Here is a 25,839-nt window from a genome sequence, read left to right as displayed (position 1 = left end):
CTTTTGCAGCCGCCTCCTAGCGGTCGGTGTGGCCTAGGGATCGCTCCGGATCTATAACGTCCCGCACGCGTTGCTTCAGTTCCTTCGGGCCGGGGAAGCCGCCGTCGCGCGTGCGTTCCCATAGCAGGCTGTCATCCAGCATGATCTCGAAGCGGCCGCCGCTGTCGTCGGGGATCAGCGCGACCTCGCCCAGCGCGGCGCCGAAGGTCGAAAGGAGTTCCTGCGCCATCCAGGCCGCGCGCAGCAGCCAGTTGCAGCGGATGCAGTAGCGGATCGTCAGGCGCGGGTGCTGGGTGGGCATGGCGGGGGCCTTTCCCTGGGCGATGGGCGGGCCCATTCCGCCCGGCCGGCCCTGGGTGGGAACGCGGCCGGCCCCGCAAGGGATGCATGGGGGGCGGACCGGCCGCCCCTCCGATGCCGGTTGGGGTGGGTCAGACCGCCTTCTTGAGGTTCGGGCTGGCCTTGAAGCGGACGGTCTTGCCGGCCTTGACCTTTACCGACTCGCCGGTGCGGGGATTGAGTGCCTTGCGGGCCTTCGTCTTGTGCACGGTGAACGTGCCGAAGGAGGGGAGCGTGAACCCGCCTTCCTCGTGCAACGTGGCCACGATCGCATCGATCAGGTCGTTGGCGGCCTTGCCGGCGGCAACGCCCGTGCAGTTAAGAGAATCCTGAAGAACGGCGGCGATGAAAGCCTTGCTCATGGAGGAGCGTGTCCCAATGGTTAAAGATGTCGGGACGGTAGCAGCGGGACCGGAAAAATGTCTAATCCCATCGTAACGAAATGTGCCTGAAACATCGCCTTTTGGCACGTGTGTGGACGAAAAGCGGCTGGTAGCGGCTCTTCGCCCTGTAAAACCGGTGCTTACTGTGCGGTATAGCCGCCATCGATGACCAGTTCGCTGCCGGTCATGAATTTCGATTCGTCGGATGCGAGGTAGAGGATGCCGTAGGCGATGTCGTCGGCCTCGCCCAGATGCCCCACGGGATGCAGCGCCTCCAGCCGTTTGCGGGCGGCGATCTGGTCGGCGGTTTCGCCGGTCAGGCCCTGGACCATCGGGGTCCAGATATAGCCGGGATGGACCGAGTTGACGCGGACCCGGTAGCCGGAGCGGGCGCAATGCAAGGCCGCCGATTTGGTGAACAGGCGCACGCCGCCCTTGCTGGCATTGTAGGCGGCCAGGGTCGGATCGCCGATCAGCCCCTCGATCGAGGACAGGTTGATGATCGACCCGCCATGGTCCTTCATCGCCGCGACGGCGGCCTTCGTGCCCAGGAAGACGCCGTCGAGATTGATCGACTGCACGCGGCGCCAGTCGTTCAGGCTGGTGCTTTCCACCGTGCCGGAATAGGCGATGCCGGCATTGTTGACCAGGATATCCAGCCGCCCGAAGCGCGCCAGGACAGCGGCGATGGCCAGCGTCCACTCATCTTCGCGGCTGACATCCAGCGGGACGAACAGGGCCTCGCCCCCGGCCGCCTCGATTTCGGCCACGACGGCGTGGCCTTCATCTTCCTTCAGGTCGGCGACGGCGACCTTCGCACCCTCGCGGGCCAGCATCAAGGCGGCCGCCTTGCCGATGCCGAGGGATGCGCCCGTGACGATCGCGACTTTGCCGGAAACACGTGCCATGACGGCGCTCCATGATCAGAAATGGGGCGCAGTATGGGGGTGCGTGCGCCCGGATTCCATGATCTGGATCAAGAATGCGGGGCCGGCTTGCGGGCCTGCCGACGGTCGGCCGGCAAAGTAAATATAATCTTCATAATTCGGCCGGTGGATTGATTGTAGGTTCGCGCGCCTGTCCCTGCCATTCCGGCCATGGGCGGCGGCGTGCGTTCATCGTGTCGGGAAACGGGCGCCACACATAGCGAAAGGGTGGCCTGTGCGATCGCTTGGTATCAAAGGGTCGTTGAGTATCGTTCTGTTTTTTATCGCCCTTTCCTGTGTGTTCTCCGGGCTGTTTTCGATAGGGGGCCTGACCTATGTGAATGGCCGGGTCGAGGCGATTACCAACAAGTCGCTTGCGAGCATCAAGGCGCTTTCGACCCTGCGCACCGAGATCCAGAATTTCCGGGGCATCGAAATCACGCAGCTCACCGCGTCGTCGCAGGATGATTTCACGAAGCTCTCGGGCGAGAGCGACGTGGCCTCGGACAAGATCGCCCATGCCATCGACCAGTATGTTCCGTTCATCACCACGGATCGCGAGCAGGCGCTGTTTCATAACATTCAGGAGCAGTGGTACCAGTACAAGGACCTGCACGACGAGACGTTCAAGAACTGGTCGGTTGCCCAGGACCATGCCCATGCCGTTGCGACGGCCGGCCAGGATCTGGTCGATGCGGAGGAAACGGTTTCGGAAACCCTGACCTCGTTCCTCGATGGCAGCATCAAGGATGCGGCCTCTTACGGTGTTCAGTCGGAGGCTGTCTACAGGACGACGATCCGGCGGGTCTATGCGGCTTATTGCGTGCTGTTCGTCGTGATGCTGGCGGCGGTTCTTGTGGTTCTGTACAAGATTCTGCGGCCGCTTCAGTGGATCAATACCTCCATCACCAGGCTGGCGGGCGGGGAGACGGACCTGGTCTTTCCGATGGACAGGACGGACGAGATCGGTGCGATTTCCCGTTCGCTTGAGGTCTTTCGTGTCGCGGCCATTGCGAAGCAGGAACTGGAGCGGGATGCCGAGAGCCAGCGCCGGCGCGCGGAAGCCGAGCGTGCCGCCATTCAGGAGCAGGCCGAGGCCGAGGCGCGGGAATGGCTGCTGCGGGCCACCAGCGCGCTGGCCGACGGGCTGAAGCGGATGGCGGGCGGCGATCTCTCCTTCCAGATCACGACCCCGTTCTCGGCGGAATTCGAATCCCTGCGCGGTGATTTCAACCAGTCCCTGGCCCAGCTTGGTGCGGCCTTCGGCCAGATGTCGGGCGCCGTTCGCGTGATCCGCGACGGGACCCATGAGCTGGCGGCCGGGGCGGAGAATCTGGCGCGCCGGACCGAACATCAGGCCGCGGCGCTGGAGCAGACGAACGCGGCGGTGTCGGGGATTGTCCGGAGCGTGGCGGATACGGCGGAGCGGTCGGACAATGCCCACCGGATCGGCGTGCGGGCGCGCGAGTCGGCGGCGACCTCGCGCACCGTCACGCTGGAGACGGAAGAGGCGATGAGCCGGATCGAACGGGGATCGGAAAAGATCGCCGCGATCGTGGACATGATCGACGGCGTTGCCTTCCAGACCAATATCCTGGCGCTGAATGCCAGTGTCGAGGCTGCCAGGGCCGGGGATGCGGGCAGGGGCTTCACCGTGGTGGCCAGCGAAGTGCGTCTGCTCGCGCAGAAATGCGCCGACGCCGCCCGGGATGTGCGGAGCGTGATCCGCGCGACCGCCGCCGACGTGAAGGAGGGCTCCAGCCGGGTCCGGGATTGCAGCGGGGCGCTGCGGACGATTTCCGATTTTATCGGCGAGATGGGCGAGCATCTGGATGCCATCGCCGTGGCGGCGAAGGAGCAATCGTCCAGCCTGTCGGAGATCAATGCCGCCGTGGGTTCGCTGGATCAGACGACGCAGCAGAACACGAATGTTGCCGAGACATTCAGCGAAACATCCCGGCGGCTGGCCAGCGAAGGGCGGCGGCTCAACGGTCTGGTCGAAAAATTCCGCCTGCCGGAGGTGCGTGGCCCCGGAAAGAGTGCGGTGGTGCGGAAAGCCGCCGTGGAACCCGCGCTGCTGCCGGGGTGACGGGCTGCCTGCGCGCATTTCCAGTCAGGCTCGGAATGAGGAAGTCTGTCTGGAAAGGCGTGCGGGGCGGAACAGGTCAGGTATCCAGTTCGCTGTCCCAGTACAGATAATCCCGCCAGCTTTCATGCAGGTAATTCGGCGGGAAGGAGCGCCCGTTTTCCTGCAATTCCCACGTGGAAGGCTGGGCGGGCGTGCGGCGCGGATACATGTGGAGTTCATACGGCATCCGCGAGCCCTTCATCAGATTGCAGGGGCTACAGGCGGTGACGACATTTTCCCACGTGGTGCGGCCGCCCTTGCAGCGGGGAATGACGTGATCGAACGTCAGATCGTGGGTCGGCAGGCGGTCCAGGCAATATTGACAGGAGAAATTGTCGCGCAGGAAGACGTTGAAGCGGGTGAAGGCGGGTCGGCGGGCGGTCGGGATATAATCCTTCAGCGCGATGACGCTGGGTAATCGGAGCGACCGGCTGGGGGAGCGGACTTCCTCGTCATATTCGCTGAGGACCGAGACCCGGTCGAGGAACACCGCCTTGATGGCATCCTGCCATGACCAGAGCGAGAGCGGAAAATAGGAAAGCGGCCTGAAATCAGCGTTCAGGACCAAGGCCGGATAATGTGGACTGCCAGCAAGCAAGGGGCGCATCCTTTCGCGATGCCGCCACACCATCATCGGGCGTTGTTACTCAAAATCCGAACGCCAAATGATATGCGCCGTTGAGAACCTTCAATCTATATCGCAAATATTCCTCGTTTCCGCAAGGGAGGCGGGGGCATTCGTGTCGATCCGGCGGCGGGGCGGCGGGTGAGGGAGCGTGGCGGTATGACGGCATCCTGCTGTTTTCAGGGTGGAAATAGGGATGGAGGGCGGGGCTGGGTGACGCGTTTCGCGCCCAGTCCGACCGGTTTTCTGCATCTGGGGCATGCTGCTGCAGCGCTTGCGGCTTGGAATGCGGCCGGCGAGTCGGGCGGGCGGTTCCTGTTGCGGATCGAGGATATCGATTCCGGCCGCTGCCGGGTGGAATATGAAGAGGCGATCCTTGAGGATCTTGCCTGGCTGGGCATCGTGCCGGATGGGCCTGTCCGCCGGCAGTCCGACCATATGGCGGATTATCGGGCCGTGCTGGACGGGCTGGCGGGGCGGGGGCTGCTCTATCCCTGTTTCTGCACCCGTGCCGACATAAAGCGCGAGGCGGCGGAGGCCGCGCATGCGCCCCATCAGGCCCCCGACGGCACGCTGGCCTATGGCGGCGCCTGCCGCGGCCTGTCGGCGGCGGAACGGGCCGAGCGCATTGCCCGGGGCGTGCCGCATGTGCTGCGGCTGGACATGGCGCGCGCGACGCGGGAGGCGGGCGGCGATGTCATGAGCTGGCACGAATGGGGGGATGGGGGCGGGCGGCGGATGCTGTCGGCGCCGGTCGCGCCGTTTGGCGATGTGGTGCTGGCGCGCAAGGATTGCCCGGCCTCGTATCATCTCTGCGTCACCCATGATGACGCGTTGCAGGGGGTCAGCCTGGTGACGCGGGGCGCGGATCTGCGCCCCGCGACGGCGGTGCATCGCCTGTTGCAGGTGCTGATGGGCTGGCCCGCGCCGGATTATCTGCACCATCCCCTGCTGCTGGACGAGGATGGCCGGCGGCTGGCCAAGCGTGACCGGGCGCAGACCCTGCGCGCGCTGCGCGAGGCGGGATGGAGCCCGCAGGCCGTGCGCGACGCGGCGACGGGAAAAGCGCCCCTGCCGGCCTGATCTGCTGCGATCGGCGGTTTCCTCGGCCCGCGCTTCGCATTACGGTGTGCGCCCGCATCGGCCCGCCCGTGGTGCCGGTGTGTTTCCCCGTTACTGTGGACTTGGTGTCATGGATCTTATCGCCGCCCGTCTGAACAAGGTCAGCCCCAGCCAGACCATCGCCATTTCGACCAAGGCGCGTGCCTTGAAGGCGGCTGGACAGGATATTATCAGCCTGTCGGCCGGTGAGCCCGATTTCGACACCCCGCAGAACATCAAGGACGCGGCGATCCGCGCGATCGCGGAGGGGCAGACCAAATATACCGACGTGGCCGGCACGCTGGCGCTGCGTAAGGCCGTGGCCGAGCGGTTCCGTATCGATTCCGGGCTGGATTACACGGCCGACGAGATCATCGTTTCCACCGGCGGCAAGCAGGTGATCTACAATGCTATGGTCGCGACCCTGAATCCGGGGGACGAGGCGATCATCCCCGCGCCGTGCTGGGTGTCGTATCCCGACATCGTGGCCCTGGCCGATGGTGTGCCGGTGATCGTGCCGTGCCCGGCGGAGACCGGCTTCAAGCTGCGGGCCGAGGATCTGGAGGCCGCGATCACGCCCCGGACCAAGTGGTTCTTCCTGAACTCGCCCTGCAACCCGACCGGCGCGGCCTATTCCGCCGAGGATCTGCGGCCGATCTGCGACGTGCTGCTGCGGCATCCGGATGTGTGGATCTTCACCGACGATATCTATGACAAGCTGGTCTATGACGGTTTCGTGCCCGCCACCATCGTGCAGGTGGAGCCGAAGTTGCGCGAGCGGACGGTGACGATGAACGGCGTGTCGAAGGCCTATGCCATGACCGGCTGGCGCATCGGCTTTTCGGGCGCGCCGGCCGTGCTGACCAAGGCGATGAACAAGCTGCAGAGCCAGTCGACCTCGGGCACCTGCTCGATCAGCCAGGCGGCGGCGCTGGAGGCCCTGTCGGGGCCGCAGGATTTCATCGGCGAGATGGTGGCTGCCTATCAGGACCGGCGCGACCTGGTGGTGGGCATGCTCAACCAGGCCAAGGGGCTGAGCTGTCATCGGCCGGAGGGGGCGTTCTATGTCTTCCCGTCGATCGAAGGCTGTCTGGGCAAGGTGAGTGCCGGCGGACGCACCATCGGCAATGACGAGGATTTCGTCACCGCGCTGCTGGAGGAAGAGGGTGTGGCGGCGGTGCATGGCGCGGCCTTCATGTTTGCCGGGCATTTCCGCATTTCCTATGCCACGGACACGGAAAGCCTGCGCGAGGCGTGTGCCCGCATTCAGCGCTTCTGCGCCGGCCTGCGCTGAGGGCCGGTACATGACATCGGAGGAGCCCGGCTTCGCCGCCCGCACCGGGCGGCTGGAATCGCCCGCCACCATCGCCATGGCGGTGCGGGCGCGGGCGCTGCGGGCCGAGGGGCATGAGGTGCTGTCGCTGGCGCTGGGCGAGCCGGATTTCGCCACCCCGCGTGCGGTGATCGAGGCCGCGCATCGGGCCGCGCTGGACGGGCAGACGAAATATCCGCCCGTCGATGGCACTCCGGCGCTGAAATCCGCGATCGCGCGCAAGTTCGCGCGTGAGAACGGGCTGGAATACGCGCTGTCGGAGATCATGGTTTCCAACGGCGGCAAGCAGGTGATCTTCAACGCCTTCATGGCGACCATCGATGCCGGCGACGAGGTGGTGATCCCCGCACCTTACTGGGTCAGCTACCCGCTGGCGGCGCGGCTGTTCGGCGGCGTGCCGGTGATTGCCGAATGTCGCGAGGAAGACGGGTTTCGCCTGACGGCGCCGGCGCTTGAGGCTGCGATGTCGGCGCGCACGCGCTGGGTGGTGCTGAACTTTCCGAGCAATCCGACCGGCGCGGTGATGGGGCTGGCGGATCTGGAAGCCGTGGCGGAGGTGCTGCGCCGCTATCCTCAGGCGTGGATCCTGTCCGACGAGATCTACGAACATCTGGTTTTCGACGGGGCACGGCACCATTCGCTGGCTGCCGTGGCGCCGGATCTGGCAGCGCGCATCCTGACGGTGAACGGGGTGTCGAAATCCTATGCCATGACCGGCTGGCGCGTGGGCTATGCGGGTGGGCCGGAGCGGCTGATCCGCATGATGACGCGGATTCAGGGCAATGCGACCTCGGGCATCTGTTCGGTCGCGCAGGCCGCGGCCGCCGCCGCGCTGGATGGGCCGGCGTCGCTGATCGCGGAGATGCGCGATACCTATGCGCGGCGCCGCACGATGGTGGTGGAGGCCCTGCGCGCCATTCCCGGCGTGACCTGTGCCATGCCGGAGGGGGCGTTCTATGCCTATCCGGGTATTGCCGGCTGCCTGGGGCGGACAAGCAGGGGCGGGCAGGTGGTGCGGACGGATGAGGATTTTGCCCGTGCCCTGCTGGACGAGCAGCATGTAGCCTGCGTGCATGGCAGCGCCTTCGGGCTGGGGCCTTACCTGCGCCTCTCCTGCGCCACCAGTGACGATGTGCTGCGCGAGGCCTGCGCGCGGATCGCCGAATTTGTAGCCGGCCTGCGATAGTGGAAGATTTGTTCGTTCAGGGAAATCTCGTGTCCCCAGCACAAGGTCCCTGAACGAATAAAGGTTTTTTGGTTCTTTTTTCAAAAAAGAACAGCGCGACTTTACGGTTTCAGCCGCACAGGCACCGGCACATTGCACAGCGCGACGCCATGGGCTGGGCGGACGAAGAACGGGTCCGTACGGTTGGCGCGGGCGTTCAGGTAATCCGTGAATGTGGGGCTGTCGGTGCGCATGACCTGAAGATGCGGCTGCTTGGCGCTGGGCAGGTCGGCGGCGAGCGAGATGCTCCGGATCGCGACGTTCTGGGCCTTGCTGGCGTAAAAGCCCAGGGCGGCCGTGCCGCGCGGCAATGCGCCGAGATGCTCCATGCCGGTGAGAACCCGCCCCACGATGGCGAGATTGCGGTCGAGCTGGCGGGGGGCCTCGCTGTTGACGGCGTAAAGTTCCTGCCCGTCGCCGGTATCGGGGGGCATGTCGCGCCCGACGCCGACCATGCCGTAACAGTGGGGGAGCCAGACCCGGTCGCCATCCACGGCGACGGGCCATCCTGACGAGAACCCGGCCGATGGCGCGTAGGGATCGGAAAAGCCCAGGGGACGAATGGCAATATCCTGACGCGCGCGATCATATTCCGCTGGTGGATGGGCGACAAAGCCCGCGGGTGGCTTGGCCTTTTCGTCGCGCGGGGCCCATTGCACGACGTAATTGTCCTGCACGCGGACGATCGCGCCACCGTTCCACCAATGCGCGCGTGCCAGATGCACGATATTGCCGGTGTGGATTGGTGCGAATTGGGGGGCGAGTTCGATCGCGACCTGCGCGCCGTCGGCCAGCGTCATGACCAGCAGCCGGTCCGGTGGCACGTCGGCCCAGGCGGTGTTGGGCGCGTGGGCCACGATCTCGGAGGGGCTGGGGCTTGGGGCCGCCGCCGCCGCAGTGGGCAGGAGCAGGGCGAGGATCGGCAGGAAACGGCGCATGAGAGTGATCATGCCTGTGGTGAGAGGATTACGGCAAGCGTGGAAACCAGAGGGGGATGGCTATGTCTGTCCTTTCGTCCCTGATCCGCTGAAAGGTCACCTGGGTGGATGAGCGCCACGGGCATTCTTCCAGCATCATGTTTTCCGCCAATTATCTGGGCTTCGCCGGAACTGTATTATTCCGGCAACAGTCTGTGATTATATTCACCCATATACAGATCTATGTATGGGGATATATAGACAGCCCCATCTCAGGGCGGGCAAAAAAGACGCGTCTCACGTTCTTTGTTCATAGTCCGGATGCGCCAGATCCATGCCTCATCGTTTTCATGCCCTGTTCATCGCCGGCACGTTTGGCGCCTCTCTGCTGGCCACTTCGGCGCTGGCCGCACCGCCTGCCTCCACACAGCAGGGCAGGACTGGCAGCCAGACCGCCGTAAAAACGCCCCCCGCCAGGACGCCGGCTGCCGGAACACGGGCCGCCAAAACGTCGCCTGCCGGAACATCGGCCACCACAGCCCCGATTGCGGGGATATTGGACGGTTCCAACGGCGAAACCGTGACCGTTCATGGTCATCATGCGGCGGACGGCACGGCCGCCAAATATATGAACAAGAGCGTCTATCTCGGGCCGCTGGGCAATCGGGACACGCTGGATACGCCTTATTCCATCATGGGTGTTCCGCATGACGTTGTGGTCAATCAGCAGATCCGCAACATCAATGACATGGCGCAGTATCTGCCCTCGGTTCAGCTGGAAATCCGGGGCGACCCCAATACGTCCCGCCCGCAGTCGCGCGGGTTCGAGGCCGATGTGGTCGCCAATTCCCGCCTTGACGGGCTGAATGTGGTGTCCACCACCCCTTATCCGGCTGAATGGGTCGATAACCTGCAGGTGCTCAACGGTCTGGCCGGGGCGATGTATGGGCCGGAAAATCCGGCCGGCGTTTTTGAATATACACTCAAGCGCCCGACCGACCGGCGGACCGAACGGCTTTCGGTCGGTGTGGATTCCATCGGCACGCCCATCGTCAATGGCGATATCTCCGGTCGTGTCGGCAGGAATGGCTGGTTTGGCTACCGCCTGAACATGCTGCATGCCGATGGCACGGCCTACGCACCGGGAAGCTGGATACGGCGCGAAATGGTCAGCGCCGATTTCGATATCCACCTGGACGACAGGACGGTTATCGAAATTGACGCCAGCCATTATACCTACGCCGCGCGCGGCCTGGCACCGGGGTTCGGGATTCCTGCCGGCACCGCCGCCAACCCCACCGGCATTGGCGGGCAGTTGCCCGAGGCACCGGATCTGGGCAAGCGGCTGGCTCCTGACTGGAGCGGCTATAACATGGAGACCAATACGTTCCTCGCCAAGGTCAGGCACCAGATCAACGAGGATTGGAGCTTTACGCTGGGCGGCCTCTACCAGGACGCCATGCGGCAGTCCTTTGGTATCAGCGATACGCTGACCGCGACTGATGGAACGGATGGGTTCTATTCTTCGAAGGCCACTGCAACGACGACGGCAAACGATTTCCGCGTCGGGAGCAACATGGCGTATTTCAATGGCCGTGTTTATACCGGGCCGATCCGGCATGATCTGGTCATCGGCACCAACGGCTACATGATGGGAAATTATAACCCGACAAGTGCGGTAACGCCTGCGCAGAGCCTGGGAACATACAATATGTATGGTGCCGCGCCCACGAATGGCACGCAGCCTTATTATCAGGGGCGTTACAAATCCAGCACCATTACCAGCCAGTCCTTTATCGTGGGCGATACGCTGACGATCAACAGACATTGGTCGATCATGGGTACGCTGGCCTGGAGCTGGATCGATCAGGCGGGGGCGCTGAATGCAACCAGTGCGCTGAAAAAGACCTTTTCGGCCGATGCGGCTTTCAGCCCGACCACCAGCCTGATGTATAAACCGACCGATAACCAGACCTTCTATTTTACCTATGGACGGTCGGTTGAAGCGGGGCCGGTGACGCCGAACAGCCAATATTATACCAATACCAACATCGCATTGCCGATTGCGCATTCGGAAGAGTATGAAGTCGGCTATAAACTGCGTTATCAGAAAATGCAGCTCAACGTCGCTGGTTTCCGTATGACCTCGCCTTATGCGATGTATGTTGCGGCGGCGAATGGTTCCTGCGCAGGCGGCACGACGTGCCAGACCTACACATATGGCGGAACGCAGCGCAATTATGGGGTGGAAGCCCAGGTTTCGGGTGAAGTGCTGCCGAACCTCTCGGTTCTTGCCGGCATGACCTGGCTGGATGCGGAACTGGTCGACAGCAGGACCGCCGCCTATAATGACAAGGAGATTGTGGGCGCGGCGCCGTTGCAGGCCAGTCTGTTGCTGGATTACCGCCTGCCGGCTTCATTGGGCGCCTTCGCGTCGGGCTGGGCCTTCAATGCCGGTATCCATTATATGGGTAACCGCGCGGCCAACGTGACCAACACGCTGCATACCGGATCGTACACGACGCTGGAACTGGGCACACGTTATGCCTTCCATGTCGCCCGGTTTCCGTGGGTCGCGCGTTTCGGCGTCAGCAATGTGACCAACGAACGGTATTGGGCATCGGTTTATACGGGTGCGCCGAGTGGCACATCGGGCGCGGCATCAACCCTGTATGCGGGCCTGCCGCGCGTCTACCACTTCACCTTGTCGGCGGAGTTCTGATAGCCGGTCTGTGGCTGTCATTCGCCTGTGGGTAAAGCGTCAGGCATGCAGGCCTGGCGCTTCGCGGCCGGTGCGGGCGACATATTCGGTATAGCCGCCGTCGTAGCGATGGATGCCTTCCGGTGTCAGTTCCAGGACGCGGTTGGACAGGGCGGCCAGGAAATGACGGTCGTGCGAGACGAACAGCATGGTGCCGTCATAATCGGCCAGGGCGGTGATCAGCATTTCCTTGGTCGCGATGTCGAGATGGTTGGTCGGTTCGTCGAGCACCAGGAAGTTCGGGGGATCGTAGAGCATCAGGGCCAGGACCAGACGGGCCTTTTCGCCGCCGGAGAGCACGCGGCAGAGTTTGTCGACATCATCGCCCGAGAAGCCGAAACCGCCGGCCAGCGCCCGGAGCGAGCCCTGGGGGGCGAGGGGAAAGGCGTCGTTCAGGGTTTCGAAGATCGTGCGGTCGCCGTCCAGCAGGTCCATGGCGTGCTGGGCGAAATAGCCCATCTTGACGCTGCCGCCGAGGGTGACCGTGCCGGCATCGGGTTCGGTGGTGCCGGTGACCAGCTTCAAGAGCGTCGATTTGCCTGCGCCGTTGACACCGAGCACGCAGCAGCGCTCCTGCCGACGGATCAGCAGGTCGAGATCCTGATAGATCACCCGGCTGCCATATGTCTTGTCCACGCCGCGCAGATTGACGACCGCGTCGCCTGACCGGGGGGCCTGCGGGAAGGTGAAGGCGAGCGTCTGGCGGCGCTTCGGCGGCTCGACGCGGTCGATCTTGTCCAGTTTCTTGACCCGGCTCTGCACCTGTGCGGCGTGGGAGGCGCGGGCCTTGAAGCGTTCGATGAAGGCGACTTCCTTGGCCAGCATCGCCTGCTGGCGGTCGAACTGCGCCTGCTGCTGCTTTTCGTTCAGGGCGCGCTGCTGCTCATAGAATTCGTAATCGCCCGAGAAGCTGGTCAGGACGCCGCCGTCGATCTCGATCACCTTGTTGATGATGCGGTTCATGAAGGCGCGATCGTGCGAGGTCATCAGCAGGGCGCCGTCATAGCCGGCCAGGAACTGCTCCAGCCAGATCAGGCTTTCCAGATCGAGATGGTTGCTCGGTTCGTCGAGCAGCATCACGTCCGGCTTCATCAGCAGGATGCGGGCCAGCGCCACGCGCATCTTCCATCCGCCCGACAGGCGGCCGACATCGCCGTCCATCATTTCCTGGCTGAAGCCCAGCCCGTGCAGGACCTCGCGCGCACGCCCGTCCAGCGCGTAGCCGCCCAGTTCCTCGAAGCGGGCCTGGACCTCGCCGAACCGTTCGAGGATGGTGTCCAGCTCGTCGAACCGCTCCGGGTCGGCCATCGCCGTTTCCAGCTCGGCCAGTTCCGCCCCGATTTCGGCCACCGGGCCGGCCCCGTTCATGACCTCGGCGACCGCGCTACGGCCCGACATCTCGCCCACATCCTGGTTGAAGAAGCCGACCGTGACCCCGCGATCGGTCAGGATATGGCCTTCATCGGGTTCTTCCTGGCCGGTGATCAGCCGGAACAGCGTCGTCTTGCCCGCGCCGTTCGGGCCGACCAGCCCGATTTTCTCGCCTTTCTGCAGCGCCGCCGAGGCCTCGATGAAGATGACGCGATGGCCGTTATGCTTGCTGATAGTGTCGAGACGGATCATGGGGCCTCAGATGCCGAAGGGAGGGGCGGAGCGGGAGCGCCCTTATTGCGCAGCCCTTGCGTGCCGTAAACCGTGGGTGGCACGGCAGGGCCTAGACAAGAGTAAGCCCGATGACCAGCAGTCCGTTGACGAGAGCGTGGCAGAGGGCCGTCGTGAGGTAGGGGCGGAAATGGTATTCATTGACTGATCTGTAATAGGTGAGGCTGAAAATACTGCCGGATACCAGTCCGATGACAAGGGCCTGGTAGAAAGAGTGATAGATGAAAATACCGTGGCTCCTCTTGGGGAGATGCAGAACGAAAAAAATGAGATCCGACAGAATGATGTAGAATATCAGCCTTGTTCTGTTCGTCAGTTTTCCGAGTTGGGAGAATATGAGTTTATAGAGAAAATGGAATATGGATGTTTCAAGTAGGGGGGCAACAAAAAGTACATCCACGAACAATACGATTAATAACTCGGTGAGATCTATCTGTCGATTTGGGTGGGGATCGGTAACCGGCTGTCCTGACAGGACGTAGCATAATGAACTCAAGACGAAATCGATAAGAGCCATCCTGATTGCAAGGGAATAGCCTATTCGCGCGTTTGGCTGCCTGTGCGCCAATGTCGATGTCTGCCCGAAGAGAGGCCGGTCGGATTTCGGTGCCGTGAGGATCTGCGTGGCGCGGCGGACCGTTGCGGAGAAGCCGGTTGTCATTCGGGACCTGTCGGGAAGCACATTTCGGGGCGTGCCTTCATTCAGCAGGCGCGATCGCCGGCGATCATGTTGAGCGCCGCGATGGTGGGCGTGCGTTCGGGATGTGCCAGCAGGTCGCGGGCCAGGCGCAGGGCGGCTTCCTGTCTTGCCGCGCGGGCGGTGCGGTCCGCGATGAGGTCGAAGTCCGCGACGTGGGCATAGCCGGTGATTCGGCGGATGATCTCGAGTGCGGCGAAGGCGATCGTGTCGGTTTCGATGTCGTCGAGGAACTGGGTCTGCACCTGGCGCAGGGATGCGGGATCGTCGCGGAACAGGGGGGCGGCGTAGGCGTCGCCGGATTGGCCGTGTGTGACGGCGTTGGTCCAGAGGGTGATGAAATCCTGCCGGAAATGGGTCCAGAATTGGTCGATGTCGCGGAGCGCCCGGGCTCGGCCCTCGGGCGTGAGGGTTGCGAACAGGTGCATCAGCAGGTTGCCGATGAACAGGCCGCAATCGAAGCCGATCGGGCCGGGGAGGGCGAATTCGCCGTCGATGACGCGGGTGTCGCTGCCTGAGACCATGACCGAGCCGGTGTGCAGGTCGCCGTGCAGCAGGGCCTGCTGGCAGGTGAGGAAACGGGTCTGCATCTGTCCCACCCGTCGGCGCACCGCCGGATCGGCGCGCAGGGCGGCCACCGTGGCATCCAGTTCCGGGCTGAGCCAGTGATTGCGCGGGTGGGCGTGGTAGGGATCGGTCAGCACCAGGTCGACGGTGATGCGGGTGAGCGTGTGGTTGCGGGCGAAGGGGGCCAGCAGGGTCGACGCATCCTCGAATTTCAGGGCCAGCGGCGAGGTCGGGAAGGTGGCGCGGGCGACGAAACGGCCGATGGCGGCGGCCGCGTCGGGCCAGTCGCCGCCTTGCATGAGCCCGTGGCGCAGCACCACGTGGCCGTCCAGGCTTTCGACCACCAGCACGAACCGGTCGGGGTCGAAATGCAGCAATTCGGTCGTCAGGTCGCCGACATGGGGGCGGACGGCGCGCAGATAGGCGGCCTCGAACGCCGTGCGGTCCAGCGGCATCTTCCAGTTGGGGTCGACCCGGACATGGGGCAGGGACTGCTTGAAGCAGACGCCGCCGGCCGGGCCGTCGACCAGGAACACATTGTTGAGGTTGCCGTCGCTGACCTCGCGCACCCGCCACGCGTCCGGCTGGCCGCCCAGGCGCGCCGCAAGGGCGGGTTGGGCGGCGAGAAAGGCGCGGATGCCGGCCGGGTCCAGTGTGCGGTAGGCGGCGGGAGAGGCGGGTTGGGTCATGCTCTGTGTCTCGTAACCGGGTCGTCGGTGGAGGAGGGTAGCATGCCGGGCCGGAAACGGCTTGGGGGACGGCGATGGTTCTTGCGGTGGCATGATGCATACAATGTCGCGGAGGGATTGCCGGTATTGTATGGAGACATGTCTGCCCATTGGTTCCATACGAAAGTTGCTCGCCCGATGTCTGACCCGTCCTATCTCGCGCACTGGAAAGAACGGGTCGATCGCAATGCGGGGGCGATCTATCTCACGCTGGTCGATGCGCTGGCGCTGTCCATCCGCAAGGGGGATCTACGGGAGGGGGACCGGCTGCCGCCCCAGCGGACGATCGCGGAGTATCTGGGCACCAATCTGACCACCGTGACCCGCGCCTTTACCGAGGCGCGGCGGCGGGGACTGATCGACGCCACGGTGGGGCGGGGGACGTTTATCCGCGTCGGCGCGGGGGAAAGCCACTGGCGGCATACGGGGCCGGCGGTGATCGACCTGACCATGAATTTGCCGCCGGTACCGCAGGACCCGCCGCTGCAGAAGATGATCCAGGCCGATATCGCGGTGCTGCTGAAGCAGCAGGATCTGAACAGCCTGATGTCGTACCGCGTGACCGGCGGCACGATGGAGGAACGTCAGCTTGGGGCGAAATGGATCGCGCCGGTGGTCGGGCCGCGCCGGGTGGATGAGGTGCTGGTGGCACCGGGGGCGCAGAGCGCGCTGGCGGCCATCGTCACCACGCTGACGCAACCCGGCGATGTGATCGTGACGGATCGGATCGCCTATCCGGGCATTCGCACCATCGCCGCGCAGTTCGGGCTGATCCTGGTGGGGGTGGACAGCGATGTCGAGGGGATGATGCCGGAGCAACTCGACCGGGTCTGCGCGCAGCATCATCCGCGGCTGCTTTATTGCATTCCCACCATCCACAATCCGACTACGGCGACCATGTCGCTGCAACGGCGCCGGGATATCCTCTCCGTCGCCCAATTGCATCATCTGCATGTGGTGGAGGACGATCCTTACAGCCTGCTGATGGACAACCCTCCGCCGGCGCTGGCGGCGCTGGACCATGGGCGCGTCTTCTATGTTGCCACGCTGGCCAAGACGCTCAGCCCAGGCCTGCGTACGGCCTATGTGGCGTTGCCGGGCACGGACATGACGCGCCGGGTCACCGCCGCGATCCGGGCGATTGCGCTGACCAATGCGGGGCTGCTCAGTGCGCTGACCGCGCGCTGGATGCAGACGGGGGAGGCGGAGCAGATCCTGCATGCGATCCGGAACGAGCTTCGGCTGCGCCAGTCCATTGCCTGCAGGATTCTGGGAGATGGGCACTGCATGAATCCCGATGGGCCGCATGTCTGGCTGAAATTGCCGGACTGGTGGGGCAGCACGGATTTCGTGGCCTATGCCCGTCGCCGGGGGCTGGCGCTGGTGCCCAGCACGGTGTTCACGATCAGCGGCGAGCCGCCGCAGCGGGCGCGAGTTGCGCTGGGGAGTGCGCCGGATGCCGCGAGCCTTGAAGACTCCCTGCGCGGGGTCGTGTCGGTGTTGCAGCATAAGCGGTCGCCGGGATTTGCGGATATCGTGTGAGAGGCCGACCGGTATCAGATAAAGGTGCAGGGCGTTCACGAGTTCGTGATTTATAAAGTGAGGTATAACAATGGGTTGTGAGGGAGGGAGCCTATTGTACCCTGCCGGATATCATATTGTATGGAATTGAAATCGGCGCTGTGGGGTGCGTCGGGGTGATTGTCTTCATTGTATTGAAGGCGAGATACATACAAAATTTTACCTCCCGCCTGATCCCATGCCACGACTTCTCCCGTCAGGGCGGCCTGCCTTGTGCCGCCGGATAGTGATCCATACGGGAGATCCATCATGCCGAAAGTCGAACACGCCCCCCATAAGGATGGCGATATCTTCGTCGATTACGAAAACAAGGTTTTCGAGGACGTCAAAGCCAATCCGGGTGAGAAGGCGCTGGTGACCTTCCATACCGTTGCGTTCGAGGGCTCGATCGGGTTCGTCAATCTCTTGCAGGCGACGCGGCTGATCCGGAAGGGGTTCGAGACCTCCGTCCTGCTTTATGGGCCCGGTGTGACGCTTGGCATCCAGCGTGGCTTTCCGCGTCTGGGGGATGAAGCCTTTCCCGGCCATATGAACTGCAACAAGCAGATTTCGAAAATCATCGAGGAAGGCGGCAAGGTCTATGCCTGCCGGTTCGCGCTCCAGGCGCTGTATGGCCATGGCGAGCCGTCGCTGATTCCGGGGATCACGCCCATCAATCCGCAGGACGTGCTGGATCTGGTGCTGCTGCACCGGCGGGATAACGCCTTCATTCTGGATACCTGGACGCTCTGAGCATCCGATTGCGGGAAGGACAGCCTTCATGTCACGCATCGTTCGTGCGGCGGCCATCCAGATTTCGCCTGTTCTGGGCGATGACGGATCGGGGACCGCGCGGAAAGTCTGCCAGAGCATTCGCGACGCCGCGGAACGGGGCGTGAATCTGGCGGTCTTTCCTGAAACCTTCGTGCCTTATTATCCCTATTTCTCGTTCATCCAGCCGGCCTTTCGTTTCGGCGGCGAGCATCTGGCGCTTTACGAACGCGCGGTCGTCATTCCGGGTCCGGTGACCGGCATGGTGGCCGAGGCCGCGCGCGAGACCGGGATGGTGGTCGTGCTGGGCGTGAACGAGCGCGATCATGGCACGCTTTACAACACGCAGATCATCTTCGATGCCACGGGCGAGATCCTGCTCCGGCGCCGCAAGATCACCCCGACCTATCACGAGCGCATGGTCTGGGGGCAGGGCGATGGCGCGGGGCTGAAAGTGGTGGACAGTGCGGTGGGGCGCATCGGGGCGCTGGCCTGCTGGGAGCATTACAATCCGCTGGCGCGCTACGCGCTGATGACGCAGCACGAGGAAATCCACTGCGCGCAGTTTCCGGGATCGCTGGTCGGGCAGATCTTTGCCGACCAGATGGAGGTCACGATCCGGCATCATGCGCTGGAATCCGGCTGTTTCGTCGTCAATGCCACCGGCTGGCTGACCGATGAGCAGATCAGCCAGGTTGCGGGCGATCCGGCGCTGGAAGGCCCGCTGCGGGGTGGCTGTTTCACTGCCATTGTCTCGCCGGAAGGCAAGCTGCTCGGCACGCCTCTGACCGAGGGCGAGGGGATGGTGATCGCCGATCTGGATTTCGCGCTGATCACCAAGCGCAAGCGGATGATGGACTCGGTGGGCCATTATGCGCGGCCCGAACTGCTCAGCCTTCTGGTCGATCGGCGCCCGGCCCGCACCGTGCATGCGTATGGCCCGGGTGCGGAATTGGGTGGGATGGAGATTCTGCCATGAGTGTTCCCACAATCGGCACCGTTGCCGGACGGCAATTGATCACCGACCTGCAATCCTTCGGGTTGCAGATCGGCGAGCAGGGCGGGGGCGTCGCCCGCAAGGGTGGGGCGGGGCCGTCGGACCACAAGGCGATTACCATCGCCGGGCAGACCGTGATGGTTCCGGTCTATACGGCCGATGCGCGGCGCTCGCCTTTTCAGGCGAGCGTGCCGACTGCCGACGGTACCAGCATGCTGGTACGCGATGGGCAGGCTCTGGGCCCGATCCGTTTTCCGGCACCGCCGCGTTTTTATGGGCTGGAGACGGCGGAGGGTATTCCCTACTGGAAGATCGCGCTGCTGCATGGGCGCGACACGCTGGCGACCACCGTGCACCAGACCTGTATCCGCTATGCCGACCGGCGGACAGCGTGCCAGTTCTGTGCCATCGGCCAGTCGCTGGAGGCCGGGCGCACCATTGCCTACAAGAGCCCGGCGCAGCTTGCCGAAGTGGCGAAGGCGGCGGTGGAGCTGGACCATGTGCGCGACATGGTGCTGACGACCGGCACGCCCAATATCGTGGATCGGGGGGCCGCCGTGCTGGCGGAGTCCGTCCGTGCGATCAAGGCGGCGGTCGATCTGCCGATTCAGGTGCAGTGCGAGCCTCCGCGTGACCATGCGTGGTTCGGGCGGCTGCGCGATGCCGGGGCGGACAGTCTGGGCATGCATCTGGAGGCCGCGACCCAGGCGGTGCGGGAACGGATCATGCCCGGCAAGGCGACCGTCAGCGTCGATCGCTATCTGGAGGCCTTTGCCAGTGCGGTGCCCGTCTTCGGGCGCGGGCAGGTGAATACCTATCTGCTGGCCGGGCTGGGGGATACGGCTGAAGAGATCCTGGCGCTGGCCCGGCGGCTGATTGCGCTGGGGGTCTATCCGTTCGTGGTGCCGTTCGTGCCGATTTCGGGCACGCCGCTGGAAGAGCATGCGCCGCCATCGTCCGATTTCATGAAATCGGTCCTGGCCCCGCTGGGCCGCATGCTGCGTGAAGCGAACATGAAATCGAGCGATATCCGCGCGGGGTGTGGCCGGTGCGGCGCCTGTTCGTCGCTCTCGGCGTATGAGCAATGAGGCCGGCCATGGATGATGTGGATGATCGCCCCTTTATCCCGACGGAATATATCGTGCGTCTGGCGCGATCGAAATGGGAGCGGGCCGGCCATTATGCCGTGCGGCGGGAAATCTTCTGTCGGGAGCAGGGGGTTTTTGCGGATGACGACCGTGATGCGGTCGATGCGCATGCCATGCCCATCATCGCCTCGTGCTGCGTGGCCGGGATGCCGGACCGGATTGTCGGCGCCGTGCGCATTCATGAGGCCGAGCCCGGCCTCTGGCGCGGTTCGCGGCTGGCCGTGCATGCGGAGCATCGAAAGCTGGGGCGGATCGGGGCGGAGTTGATCCGCATGGCGGTCTGCACCGCGCACGGGCTCGGGGCGCGGCGCTTTCTGGCGCAGGTGCAGGAGCAGAATGTGCTGTTCTTTCGGCGCCTGCACTGGAGGAGCCTGGGCACCATCACCCTGCATGGCCTGCCGCATCATGAGATGGAGGCCGATCTGTCGCGCTATCCGGCGCATGGGCGGGCGCAGACATGGTTGCTGCGTCCTCAGCCCGTCCTGCGGCGGAGTGCGTGATGATGGGCGCCCTCGCCGGGATGCTGCATGGGTTGCGGAGCAGTCGCGCGCTGGCGGCGAAACGCGATATTGCCGGCACGGTCGCCGCCCTGGGCTATCGGGCCGGGGATGCCAGTGCGCTGGGTGACGATTGCGCGGCCATTCCGGATGGGGATGGCTATCTTCTGTTCGCCAGTGAGGGATTTCAGGACGGGTTCGTGCGCGCCATGCCGTGGTTCGCCGGCTATTGCGGCGTCATGGTCAATGCCAGCGACATCGCGGCCATGGGCGGGCGCCCGATCGCGGTTGTCGATACGCTGTGGGGTGAGACCGCCGAGAGCGCCGCGCCGATCCTGCATGGGCTGCGCGACGGTGCGCGGGCCTATGGCATCCCGGTTGTGGGCGGGCATACCAATCTCGGCAGCGCGCATTGTTCGCTGTCGGTTGCCATTCTCGGGCGGGCCCGGTGGCTGCTGACCAGTTTCGATGCCCGGCCGGGCGAGGTGCTGGTTGCGGCCATCGACCTGCGGGGGCGCTGGCATGATCCGCACCCGTTCTGGGATGCGAGTTCCGGACTGGGGACGAGCGCGGATGCCGCGCGGCTGCGGGCCGACCTGGAATTGCTGCCGGAGATCGCGGAGGCGGGGCTCAGTCGGGCGGGCAAGGATATCAGCATGGCGGGGATTCTCGGCACCGCCCTGATGCTGGCGGAATGCTCGCGGATCGGGATCACGATCGATCTGGAGGCCATTCCCCGGCCGGAGGGGGCGCCTCTGGAGCGCTGGCTCGGGGCCTTTCCCAGCTATGGTTATCTTCTGACCGCGCGGCCGGCGGATGCGGAGGCCGTTCTTGCCCGGTTCCGGGCGCGGGGCATTGCCGCCGCCATCATCGGCTCCTGTGACGGATCGGGGAGGCTGGATGCGCTGTGGGATGGGGCGCGCGAGACGTTCTGGGATCTGGGGCACGGGCCGCTGATCGGGTGTGCGCCATGACGCTTTCCATTGCTATCCTCACCCATTCGACCAACCCGCGCGGGGGCGTGGTGCATGGCATGGCGCTGGCCGAGGCGCTGTGCGACGCCGGGCATGAGGCAACGCTGATCGCGCCCGATGCCGGCGGGGCGGGTTTCTTCCGCGCGCCGCGTTGTGACGTGCGCTGCATTGCGGTGCCGGAGGTGCGCGATCTTTCCGCGCGGGTCGAGCTGCATTATGGCGCCATGCGTGAGGCGCTGCGGGGGGCGCGGTACGATGTATTCCATGCCCAGGACCCGATCAGTGCCAATGCGCTGGCGGATCTGGTGGCGGAAGGGTGCATTCCCGGTTTTGCGCGCACCGTTCATCATCTCGACCATTTTTCCGATCCCGGTCTGGCGATGCGTCAGGCGCGGGGGCTGCGGGCGGCGGCGGAGCTGTTGACCGTCAGCGCGCTGTGGGAAAGCACCCTGCTTGCGGAATGGGGGCGTGTAGCGCCGGTTGTCGGCAATGGGGTCGATTCGCTGCGGTTTTTGCCCGATGAGGGTGAGCGGGACGGTTCGTTGCGGGCGCGCCATGGGCTGCCGCCGGAGCGGCATCTGATTCTGTCGGTCGGCGGGATCGAGCGGCGGAAGAATACGCTTGCCCTGCTGGAGGCCTTTCTGCGCCTGCGCGCGGTGCGCCCGGATGTGCATCTTGTCATCGCCGGCGGTGCGTCGCTGCTGGATCATTCCGATTATCGCGCGGCTTTTGCGGATCGTCTGGCGGCCAGCGGGCAGGCGGAGGCCGTGACGGTGACGGGGCCAGTGGCGGATGCCGACATGGCGGCCTTCTACCGGCAGGCGGCGGTGCTGGCCTATCCCTCGCGCAGCGAAGGGTTCGGGCTGTGCCCGGTCGAGGCGCTGGCCTGCGGCACGCCGATCATCGTGCCCGACGCAGCGCCCTTTACCGAGCATCTGCGTGGTGATGAGGCCCTGTGGTGTGTGCCGCACCGGCCCGACACCCTTATCCGTGCCCTGCACGACGCGCTGAGCCCCGGCGGGCGCGAGCGTTTCCGGGCCATCGGCCCCGCGGTTGCGCGCCGCTTCTGCTGGCACGGCGTCGCCGCGCGGCACATTCCCGCATACCGGCGCCTGGCGGCGCTGCCCGGGTCCAGTGCGCTTCAGGAGCGTTCGATCCATGCCTGAAATGATCTTTCGTGTCCGATGGCCGGACGAGACGGAGAGCGACTGTTATTCGCCGTCTCTGGTCGTGCGCGATCACCTTGTGGTCGGGACGGAGTATCCGGTCGCGGATTTCCTCGCCCGGGCGGAGGCGGCCCTGACGGAGGCCAGTGCGCGGGTGCAGGCCCGGTACGGGTTTGCGTGCAGTCGCGCGCTCGGCCAGTTGCAGGTGATTCGCGAAATGTGCGGGCGTTTTGCCGATTCAGGGGGCGCGCGGGTGCGTGTCCTGTCGTTCCACTGAAATCCCTTTGCGGAATATCCTTATGTCACAGAATGAAAAAACCATTCCCGTCGTCATTGTCGGTGGGGGGCAGGCCGGTCTTTCCCTGAGCTGGTATCTCTGCCGCGAGGGCGTGGCGCATGTGGTGCTGGAGGCGGGAACGGCCTGCCATTCCTGGGAGGACGAACGCTGGGACAATTTCTGCCTCGTCACGCCGAACTGGCAGTGCCGGCTGCCGGGCCACCCCTATGCGGGGGATGATCCGCATGGCTTCATGGTGAAGGGCGAGATCGTCGATTATGTGCGGTCTTTCCGGGACTCTTTTGCGCCGCCGCTGCGTGAGCATACGCGCGTGACCTCCGTTACCCGTCATGAAGCGGGCGGGTATCGTGTGGTGACCAATGATGAAATCTGGCATGCGCGGCACGTCGTCATTGCCTCCGGCGCCTATCATGACGCCGTGATCCCCGGCTATGCCGGTGCGATCGATCCCGCGATTGTCCAGATTCATTCGCAGGATTACCGCAATGCCGCGCAACTGCCCGAGGGGGCGGTGCTGGTGGTGGGCAGCGGGCAGTCCGGCGCGCAGATCGTCGAGGACCTGCATCTGGAAGGCCGCAAGGTACATCTGTGCGTCGGCAGCGCGCCGCGTGTCTCGCGCTTCTATCGCGGGCGGGATGTGGTGGACTGGCTGGCGGATATGAAGTTCTACGACCTGACGGTGGACAGGCACCCGTTGCGGGATGGGGCGCGCGACAAGACCAACCATTACGTCACCGGTCGCAATGGCGGGCATGATCTGGATCTGCGGCAGTTCGCGAAGGACGGGGTGGGCCTGCACGGTACGCTGGAGACCATTCGTGACGAGGTCGCGTTTTTCCTGCCCGATTTGCGGGAAAATCTGGACGATGCCGACAGGACCAATGCCGACATCAAGGCATCCATTGACGCGCATATCGCGCGGGCGGGGATCGAGGCGCCGACCGAGGCCCCGTATGTGCCGGTGTGGGAGCCTGCTGCGGAGAATGCGCCGCTGGACCTGAAAGCCGCCGGGATTACCGCCATCCTGTGGTGCATCGGGTTCCGGCCGGATTATCGCTGGATCGACGTGCCGGTCTTCAATGGGGCCACGAAGCCGGTGTGGGATCGGGGCGTGACCGGTGCGCCGGGCTTCTACTTCCTGGGCCTGCCGTGGCTGCACACCTGGGGGTCTGGCCGGTTTTCCGGCATTTCGCGTGATGCCGCGTGGCTTGCCGGACAGATCACCGGCAAAGAGATCCCCATCGCCTGAGAGGAGACGCGCCATGCTCCCGTGGATAACATATGACGCCATGCGGGACGCGGCCGCGACCGATCCTGACGGGTTCTGGCTGGAAGCGGCGCGGCGCATTGCGTGGGAGCGGGCGCCCGTGACCGCCTGCCGGCCCCGTGCGGACGGGTGGCATGACTGGTTTGCCGGCGGCACGCTCAATAGCTGCCACAATGCGGTGGACCGGCATGTCGCGGCCGGACGCGGGGAGCAGCCCGCCCTGGTCTGGCATTCCTGCGCGACGCAGGAGACACAGATCCTGTCTTATGCCACGCTTCGGCGCCGGGTCGCGGGGTTTGCGGGCGGCCTGCGCGCGCTGGGTGTCGGCAAGGGGGATCGGGTTCTGATCGCGGCGCCCTGCATGGTGGAAACCGCGATTGCGATGCTGGCCTGTGCACGGATCGGCGCGGTGCATGTCGTGGTCTTCGCCGGCTATGCGGCGGCGGAACTGGCGCGGCGGATCGATGACGTGACGCCGAAGATCCTCGTCGTGGCCAGTTGCAGTTTTCAGGGGCGGACCGCCGTGCCTGTGCGGACGACGCTGGACGAGGCGCTGGCCGGAGCCGGGCATGTGCCCGATGGCTGCGTCATCGTGCAGCGCGCGGCCTGCCCGATGCGGGCCGAGCCGGCGCGGGATCATGATTTTCATGCGCTGGAGCGGCACGTGCCCGTGGCCCCGGTGCCGGTGCGGGCCGAGGACCCGCTCTATATTCTCCATACATCCGGCACGACGGGAACGCCCAAGGGGATCGTCCGCGACAATGGCGGCCATGCGGTGGCGCTGAGCCTGTCGATGGAACTGATCTATGGCTGCGGGCCGGGCGATTGCTTCTTCACCACGTCGGATCTCGGCTGGGTGGTCGGGCATTCCTATGGTGTCTACGCGCCTCTGCTGAGTGGGGGCACCAGCGTTATCGTGGAAGGGTGCCCCTCTGCTGCCGTGATCCAAGGGCTGTGCGCCGCGCATGATGTCCGGTGCCTGTTCACCACGCCGACGCAGTTGCGCGTGATGCGCCAGGGTGGGGCGGACCTGTCCGGCCATGATCTGTCCGCGTTGAAGCGGGTCTTTGTCGCCGGGGAATATGCCGATCCGGCGTTGCTGGACTGGGCGCGGTCGTCTTTCCGCCGGCCGGTGGTGAATCACTGGTGGCAGACTGAAACCGGGTGGAGCATCACCGCGCATTTCTTTGGACTGGCCGAGGGCGCCCCTCCGGCCCTCATGGAGGATATCGGGCGGCCCGCGCCCGGTTTTTCGCCGCGTGTCCGCCCGCCGGTCGAGGGCGGGCAGAGTGGGGAAATCCTGCTGGCGCTGCCGCTTCCGCCGGGTTGCCTCGCCGGGATCTGGAAAGAGGGAGCACTTCGGCCGCCGACCCCGTATCTGGCGGATGATGGGGCCTGTTACCGCACGTTCGATGAAGGGCTGATCACGGACGATCAGGCCGTGCATATGCTGGGGCGATCGGACGATGTCATCAAGGTGGCCGGGCGGCGGGTCTCCGGCGTCCAGATCGAGAAGATCATTGCCGGCCATCCTGCCGTGCATGGCTGCGCCGTGGCGGCTGTCTCCGACGGGTTGCGGGGGCAGAGGCCGGTTGCCTATGTCGTGCCTGCCTCGTGGCCGGTACAGCCAGGCTGGACGGCCGAGATTGTGGAACGGGTCGGGCGCGCCATGGGCCGATGGGTGGGGCTGAAGGACGTGCTGTTCGTGCAGCAGCTTCCGACGACGCGATCGGGCAAGATCATGCGCAAGGTGCTGGCGACGGCCTGAC

General features: G+C 64.8%; 23 protein-coding genes. 15 read left to right on the top strand and 8 right to left on the bottom strand.

Features of this window, described 5'->3' with window-relative positions:
• Positions 1-16 precede the first annotated feature (16 nt).
• From HLH35_RS00210 to HLH35_RS00200, 3 genes are all read right to left on the bottom strand, one after another.
• Complete coding sequence (locus HLH35_RS00210) at positions 17-301, bottom strand: SelT/SelW/SelH family protein (protein ID WP_182977246.1); 285 nt, start codon at positions 299-301, stop codon at positions 17-19.
• 130 nt (positions 302-431) lie between these two features.
• Positions 432-701, bottom strand: coding sequence for an HU family DNA-binding protein (locus HLH35_RS00205; protein ID WP_182968402.1), 270 nt, complete (start codon positions 699-701; stop codon positions 432-434).
• A 161-nt stretch (positions 702-862) separates the two neighbouring features.
• A complete protein-coding gene (locus HLH35_RS00200) occupies positions 863-1,630 on the bottom strand; it encodes a glucose 1-dehydrogenase (protein ID WP_182977245.1) in 768 nt (255 codons plus the stop codon).
• Between the two features lie 253 nt (positions 1,631-1,883).
• On the opposite strand from HLH35_RS00200, the gene HLH35_RS00195 reads away from it, so the two are divergent.
• Positions 1,884-3,737, top strand: coding sequence for a methyl-accepting chemotaxis protein (locus tag HLH35_RS00195; protein ID WP_182977244.1), 1,854 nt, complete (start codon positions 1,884-1,886; stop codon positions 3,735-3,737).
• A 76-nt stretch (positions 3,738-3,813) separates the two neighbouring features.
• On the opposite strand, the gene HLH35_RS00190 is transcribed toward HLH35_RS00195, so the two are convergent.
• The gene (locus HLH35_RS00190) at positions 3,814-4,383 is read right to left on the bottom strand and encodes an HNH endonuclease (RefSeq protein ID WP_182968405.1); all 570 of its coding nucleotides are present in this window, start codon (positions 4,381-4,383) and stop codon (positions 3,814-3,816) included.
• A gap of 177 nt (positions 4,384-4,560) precedes the next feature.
• Here HLH35_RS00190 and gluQRS point away from each other — a divergent pair, with 177 nt between their 5' ends.
• From gluQRS to HLH35_RS00175, 3 genes are all read left to right on the top strand, one after another.
• Positions 4,561-5,484, top strand: a complete 924-nt coding sequence (gluQRS, locus tag HLH35_RS00185; RefSeq protein ID WP_182977243.1) for a tRNA glutamyl-Q(34) synthetase GluQRS — start codon at positions 4,561-4,563, stop codon at positions 5,482-5,484.
• A 109-nt stretch (positions 5,485-5,593) separates the two neighbouring features.
• Positions 5,594-6,796: a pyridoxal phosphate-dependent aminotransferase gene (locus HLH35_RS00180; RefSeq protein WP_182977242.1), complete on the top strand. Its 1,203-nt coding sequence runs from the start codon at positions 5,594-5,596 to the stop codon at positions 6,794-6,796.
• 10 nt (positions 6,797-6,806) lie between these two features.
• Positions 6,807-8,021 carry a pyridoxal phosphate-dependent aminotransferase gene (locus tag HLH35_RS00175; protein ID WP_182977241.1) on the top strand — a complete coding sequence of 405 codons (1,215 nt, stop codon included), beginning with the start codon at positions 6,807-6,809 and terminating at the stop codon, positions 8,019-8,021.
• A 101-nt stretch (positions 8,022-8,122) separates the two neighbouring features.
• Here HLH35_RS00175 and HLH35_RS00170 read toward each other — a convergent pair whose 3' ends face one another.
• Positions 8,123-8,998 (bottom strand): peptidylprolyl isomerase, encoded by an 876-nt coding sequence (locus HLH35_RS00170; RefSeq protein WP_182977240.1) that lies wholly within the window; start codon positions 8,996-8,998, stop codon positions 8,123-8,125.
• 313 nt (positions 8,999-9,311) lie between these two features.
• Between HLH35_RS00170 and HLH35_RS00165 the strand changes: the two genes are divergently transcribed.
• The gene (locus HLH35_RS00165; RefSeq protein WP_182977239.1) at positions 9,312-11,699 is read left to right on the top strand and encodes a TonB-dependent siderophore receptor; all 2,388 of its coding nucleotides are present in this window, start codon (positions 9,312-9,314) and stop codon (positions 11,697-11,699) included.
• Positions 11,700-11,738: 39 nt separating this feature from the next.
• Here the strand turns inward: HLH35_RS00165 and HLH35_RS00160 are convergent, their stop codons facing one another.
• The 3 genes from HLH35_RS00160 to mtnK all read right to left on the bottom strand — a co-directional run bounded on the left by HLH35_RS00160 (position 11,739) and on the right by mtnK (position 15,353).
• Positions 11,739-13,361 (bottom strand): ABC-F family ATP-binding cassette domain-containing protein, encoded by a 1,623-nt coding sequence (locus HLH35_RS00160; RefSeq protein ID WP_182977238.1) that lies wholly within the window; start codon positions 13,359-13,361, stop codon positions 11,739-11,741.
• Between the two features lie 91 nt (positions 13,362-13,452).
• A complete protein-coding gene (locus HLH35_RS00155) occupies positions 13,453-14,061 on the bottom strand; it encodes a CPBP family glutamic-type intramembrane protease (RefSeq protein ID WP_182977237.1) in 609 nt (202 codons plus the stop codon).
• 41 nt (positions 14,062-14,102) lie between these two features.
• Entirely contained in the window at positions 14,103-15,353 is a 1,251-nt protein-coding gene (gene mtnK / locus HLH35_RS00150; RefSeq protein ID WP_182977236.1) for an S-methyl-5-thioribose kinase, read from the bottom strand.
• 177 nt (positions 15,354-15,530) lie between these two features.
• Between mtnK and HLH35_RS00145 the strand changes: the two genes are divergently transcribed.
• From HLH35_RS00145 to HLH35_RS00100, 10 genes are all read left to right on the top strand, one after another.
• Positions 15,531-16,934 carry an aminotransferase-like domain-containing protein gene (locus HLH35_RS00145; RefSeq protein ID WP_182977235.1) on the top strand — a complete coding sequence of 468 codons (1,404 nt, stop codon included), beginning with the start codon at positions 15,531-15,533 and terminating at the stop codon, positions 16,932-16,934.
• A 288-nt stretch (positions 16,935-17,222) separates the two neighbouring features.
• The gene (locus HLH35_RS00140) at positions 17,223-17,705 is read left to right on the top strand and encodes an MSMEG_0572/Sll0783 family nitrogen starvation response protein (RefSeq protein ID WP_182968415.1); all 483 of its coding nucleotides are present in this window, start codon (positions 17,223-17,225) and stop codon (positions 17,703-17,705) included.
• A 28-nt stretch (positions 17,706-17,733) separates the two neighbouring features.
• Positions 17,734-18,702 (top strand): Nit6803 family nitrilase, encoded by a 969-nt coding sequence (locus HLH35_RS00135; RefSeq protein ID WP_182977234.1) that lies wholly within the window; start codon positions 17,734-17,736, stop codon positions 18,700-18,702.
• Positions 18,699-19,808, top strand: coding sequence for an MSMEG_0568 family radical SAM protein (locus HLH35_RS00130; RefSeq protein WP_182977233.1), 1,110 nt, complete (start codon positions 18,699-18,701; stop codon positions 19,806-19,808). Before HLH35_RS00135 ends, HLH35_RS00130 begins: the two co-directional genes overlap by 4 nt.
• A gap of 8 nt (positions 19,809-19,816) precedes the next feature.
• Positions 19,817-20,368, top strand: a complete 552-nt coding sequence (locus tag HLH35_RS00125; RefSeq protein ID WP_408870074.1) for an MSMEG_0567/Sll0786 family nitrogen starvation N-acetyltransferase — start codon at positions 19,817-19,819, stop codon at positions 20,366-20,368.
• Entirely contained in the window at positions 20,368-21,339 is a 972-nt protein-coding gene (locus HLH35_RS00120) for a sll0787 family AIR synthase-like protein (protein ID WP_182977231.1), read from the top strand. The genes HLH35_RS00125 and HLH35_RS00120 overlap by 1 nt, the downstream gene beginning before the upstream one ends.
• Complete coding sequence (locus tag HLH35_RS00115; RefSeq protein WP_182977230.1) at positions 21,336-22,505, top strand: MSMEG_0565 family glycosyltransferase; 1,170 nt, start codon at positions 21,336-21,338, stop codon at positions 22,503-22,505. Before HLH35_RS00120 ends, HLH35_RS00115 begins: the two co-directional genes overlap by 4 nt.
• Positions 22,498-22,782: an MSMEG_0570 family nitrogen starvation response protein gene (locus HLH35_RS00110; RefSeq protein ID WP_182977229.1), complete on the top strand. Its 285-nt coding sequence runs from the start codon at positions 22,498-22,500 to the stop codon at positions 22,780-22,782. Before HLH35_RS00115 ends, HLH35_RS00110 begins: the two co-directional genes overlap by 8 nt.
• 22 nt (positions 22,783-22,804) lie before the next feature.
• On the top strand, positions 22,805-24,052 hold the full coding sequence (locus HLH35_RS00105; RefSeq protein ID WP_182977228.1) for an MSMEG_0569 family flavin-dependent oxidoreductase: 1,248 nt from the start codon (positions 22,805-22,807) through the stop codon (positions 24,050-24,052).
• A 13-nt stretch (positions 24,053-24,065) separates the two neighbouring features.
• Entirely contained in the window at positions 24,066-25,838 is a 1,773-nt protein-coding gene (locus HLH35_RS00100; RefSeq protein WP_182977227.1) for an AMP-binding protein, read from the top strand.
• The last annotated feature ends 1 nt before the right edge of the window (position 25,839 follow it).

This window comes from Gluconacetobacter asukensis, assembly GCF_014174375.1.
Lineage (GTDB): Bacteria > Pseudomonadota > Alphaproteobacteria > Acetobacterales > Acetobacteraceae > Gluconacetobacter > Gluconacetobacter asukensis.
The sequence above is the reverse complement of the archived record's forward strand: the minus strand, read 5'-3'. Positions and strand labels throughout refer to the sequence as shown.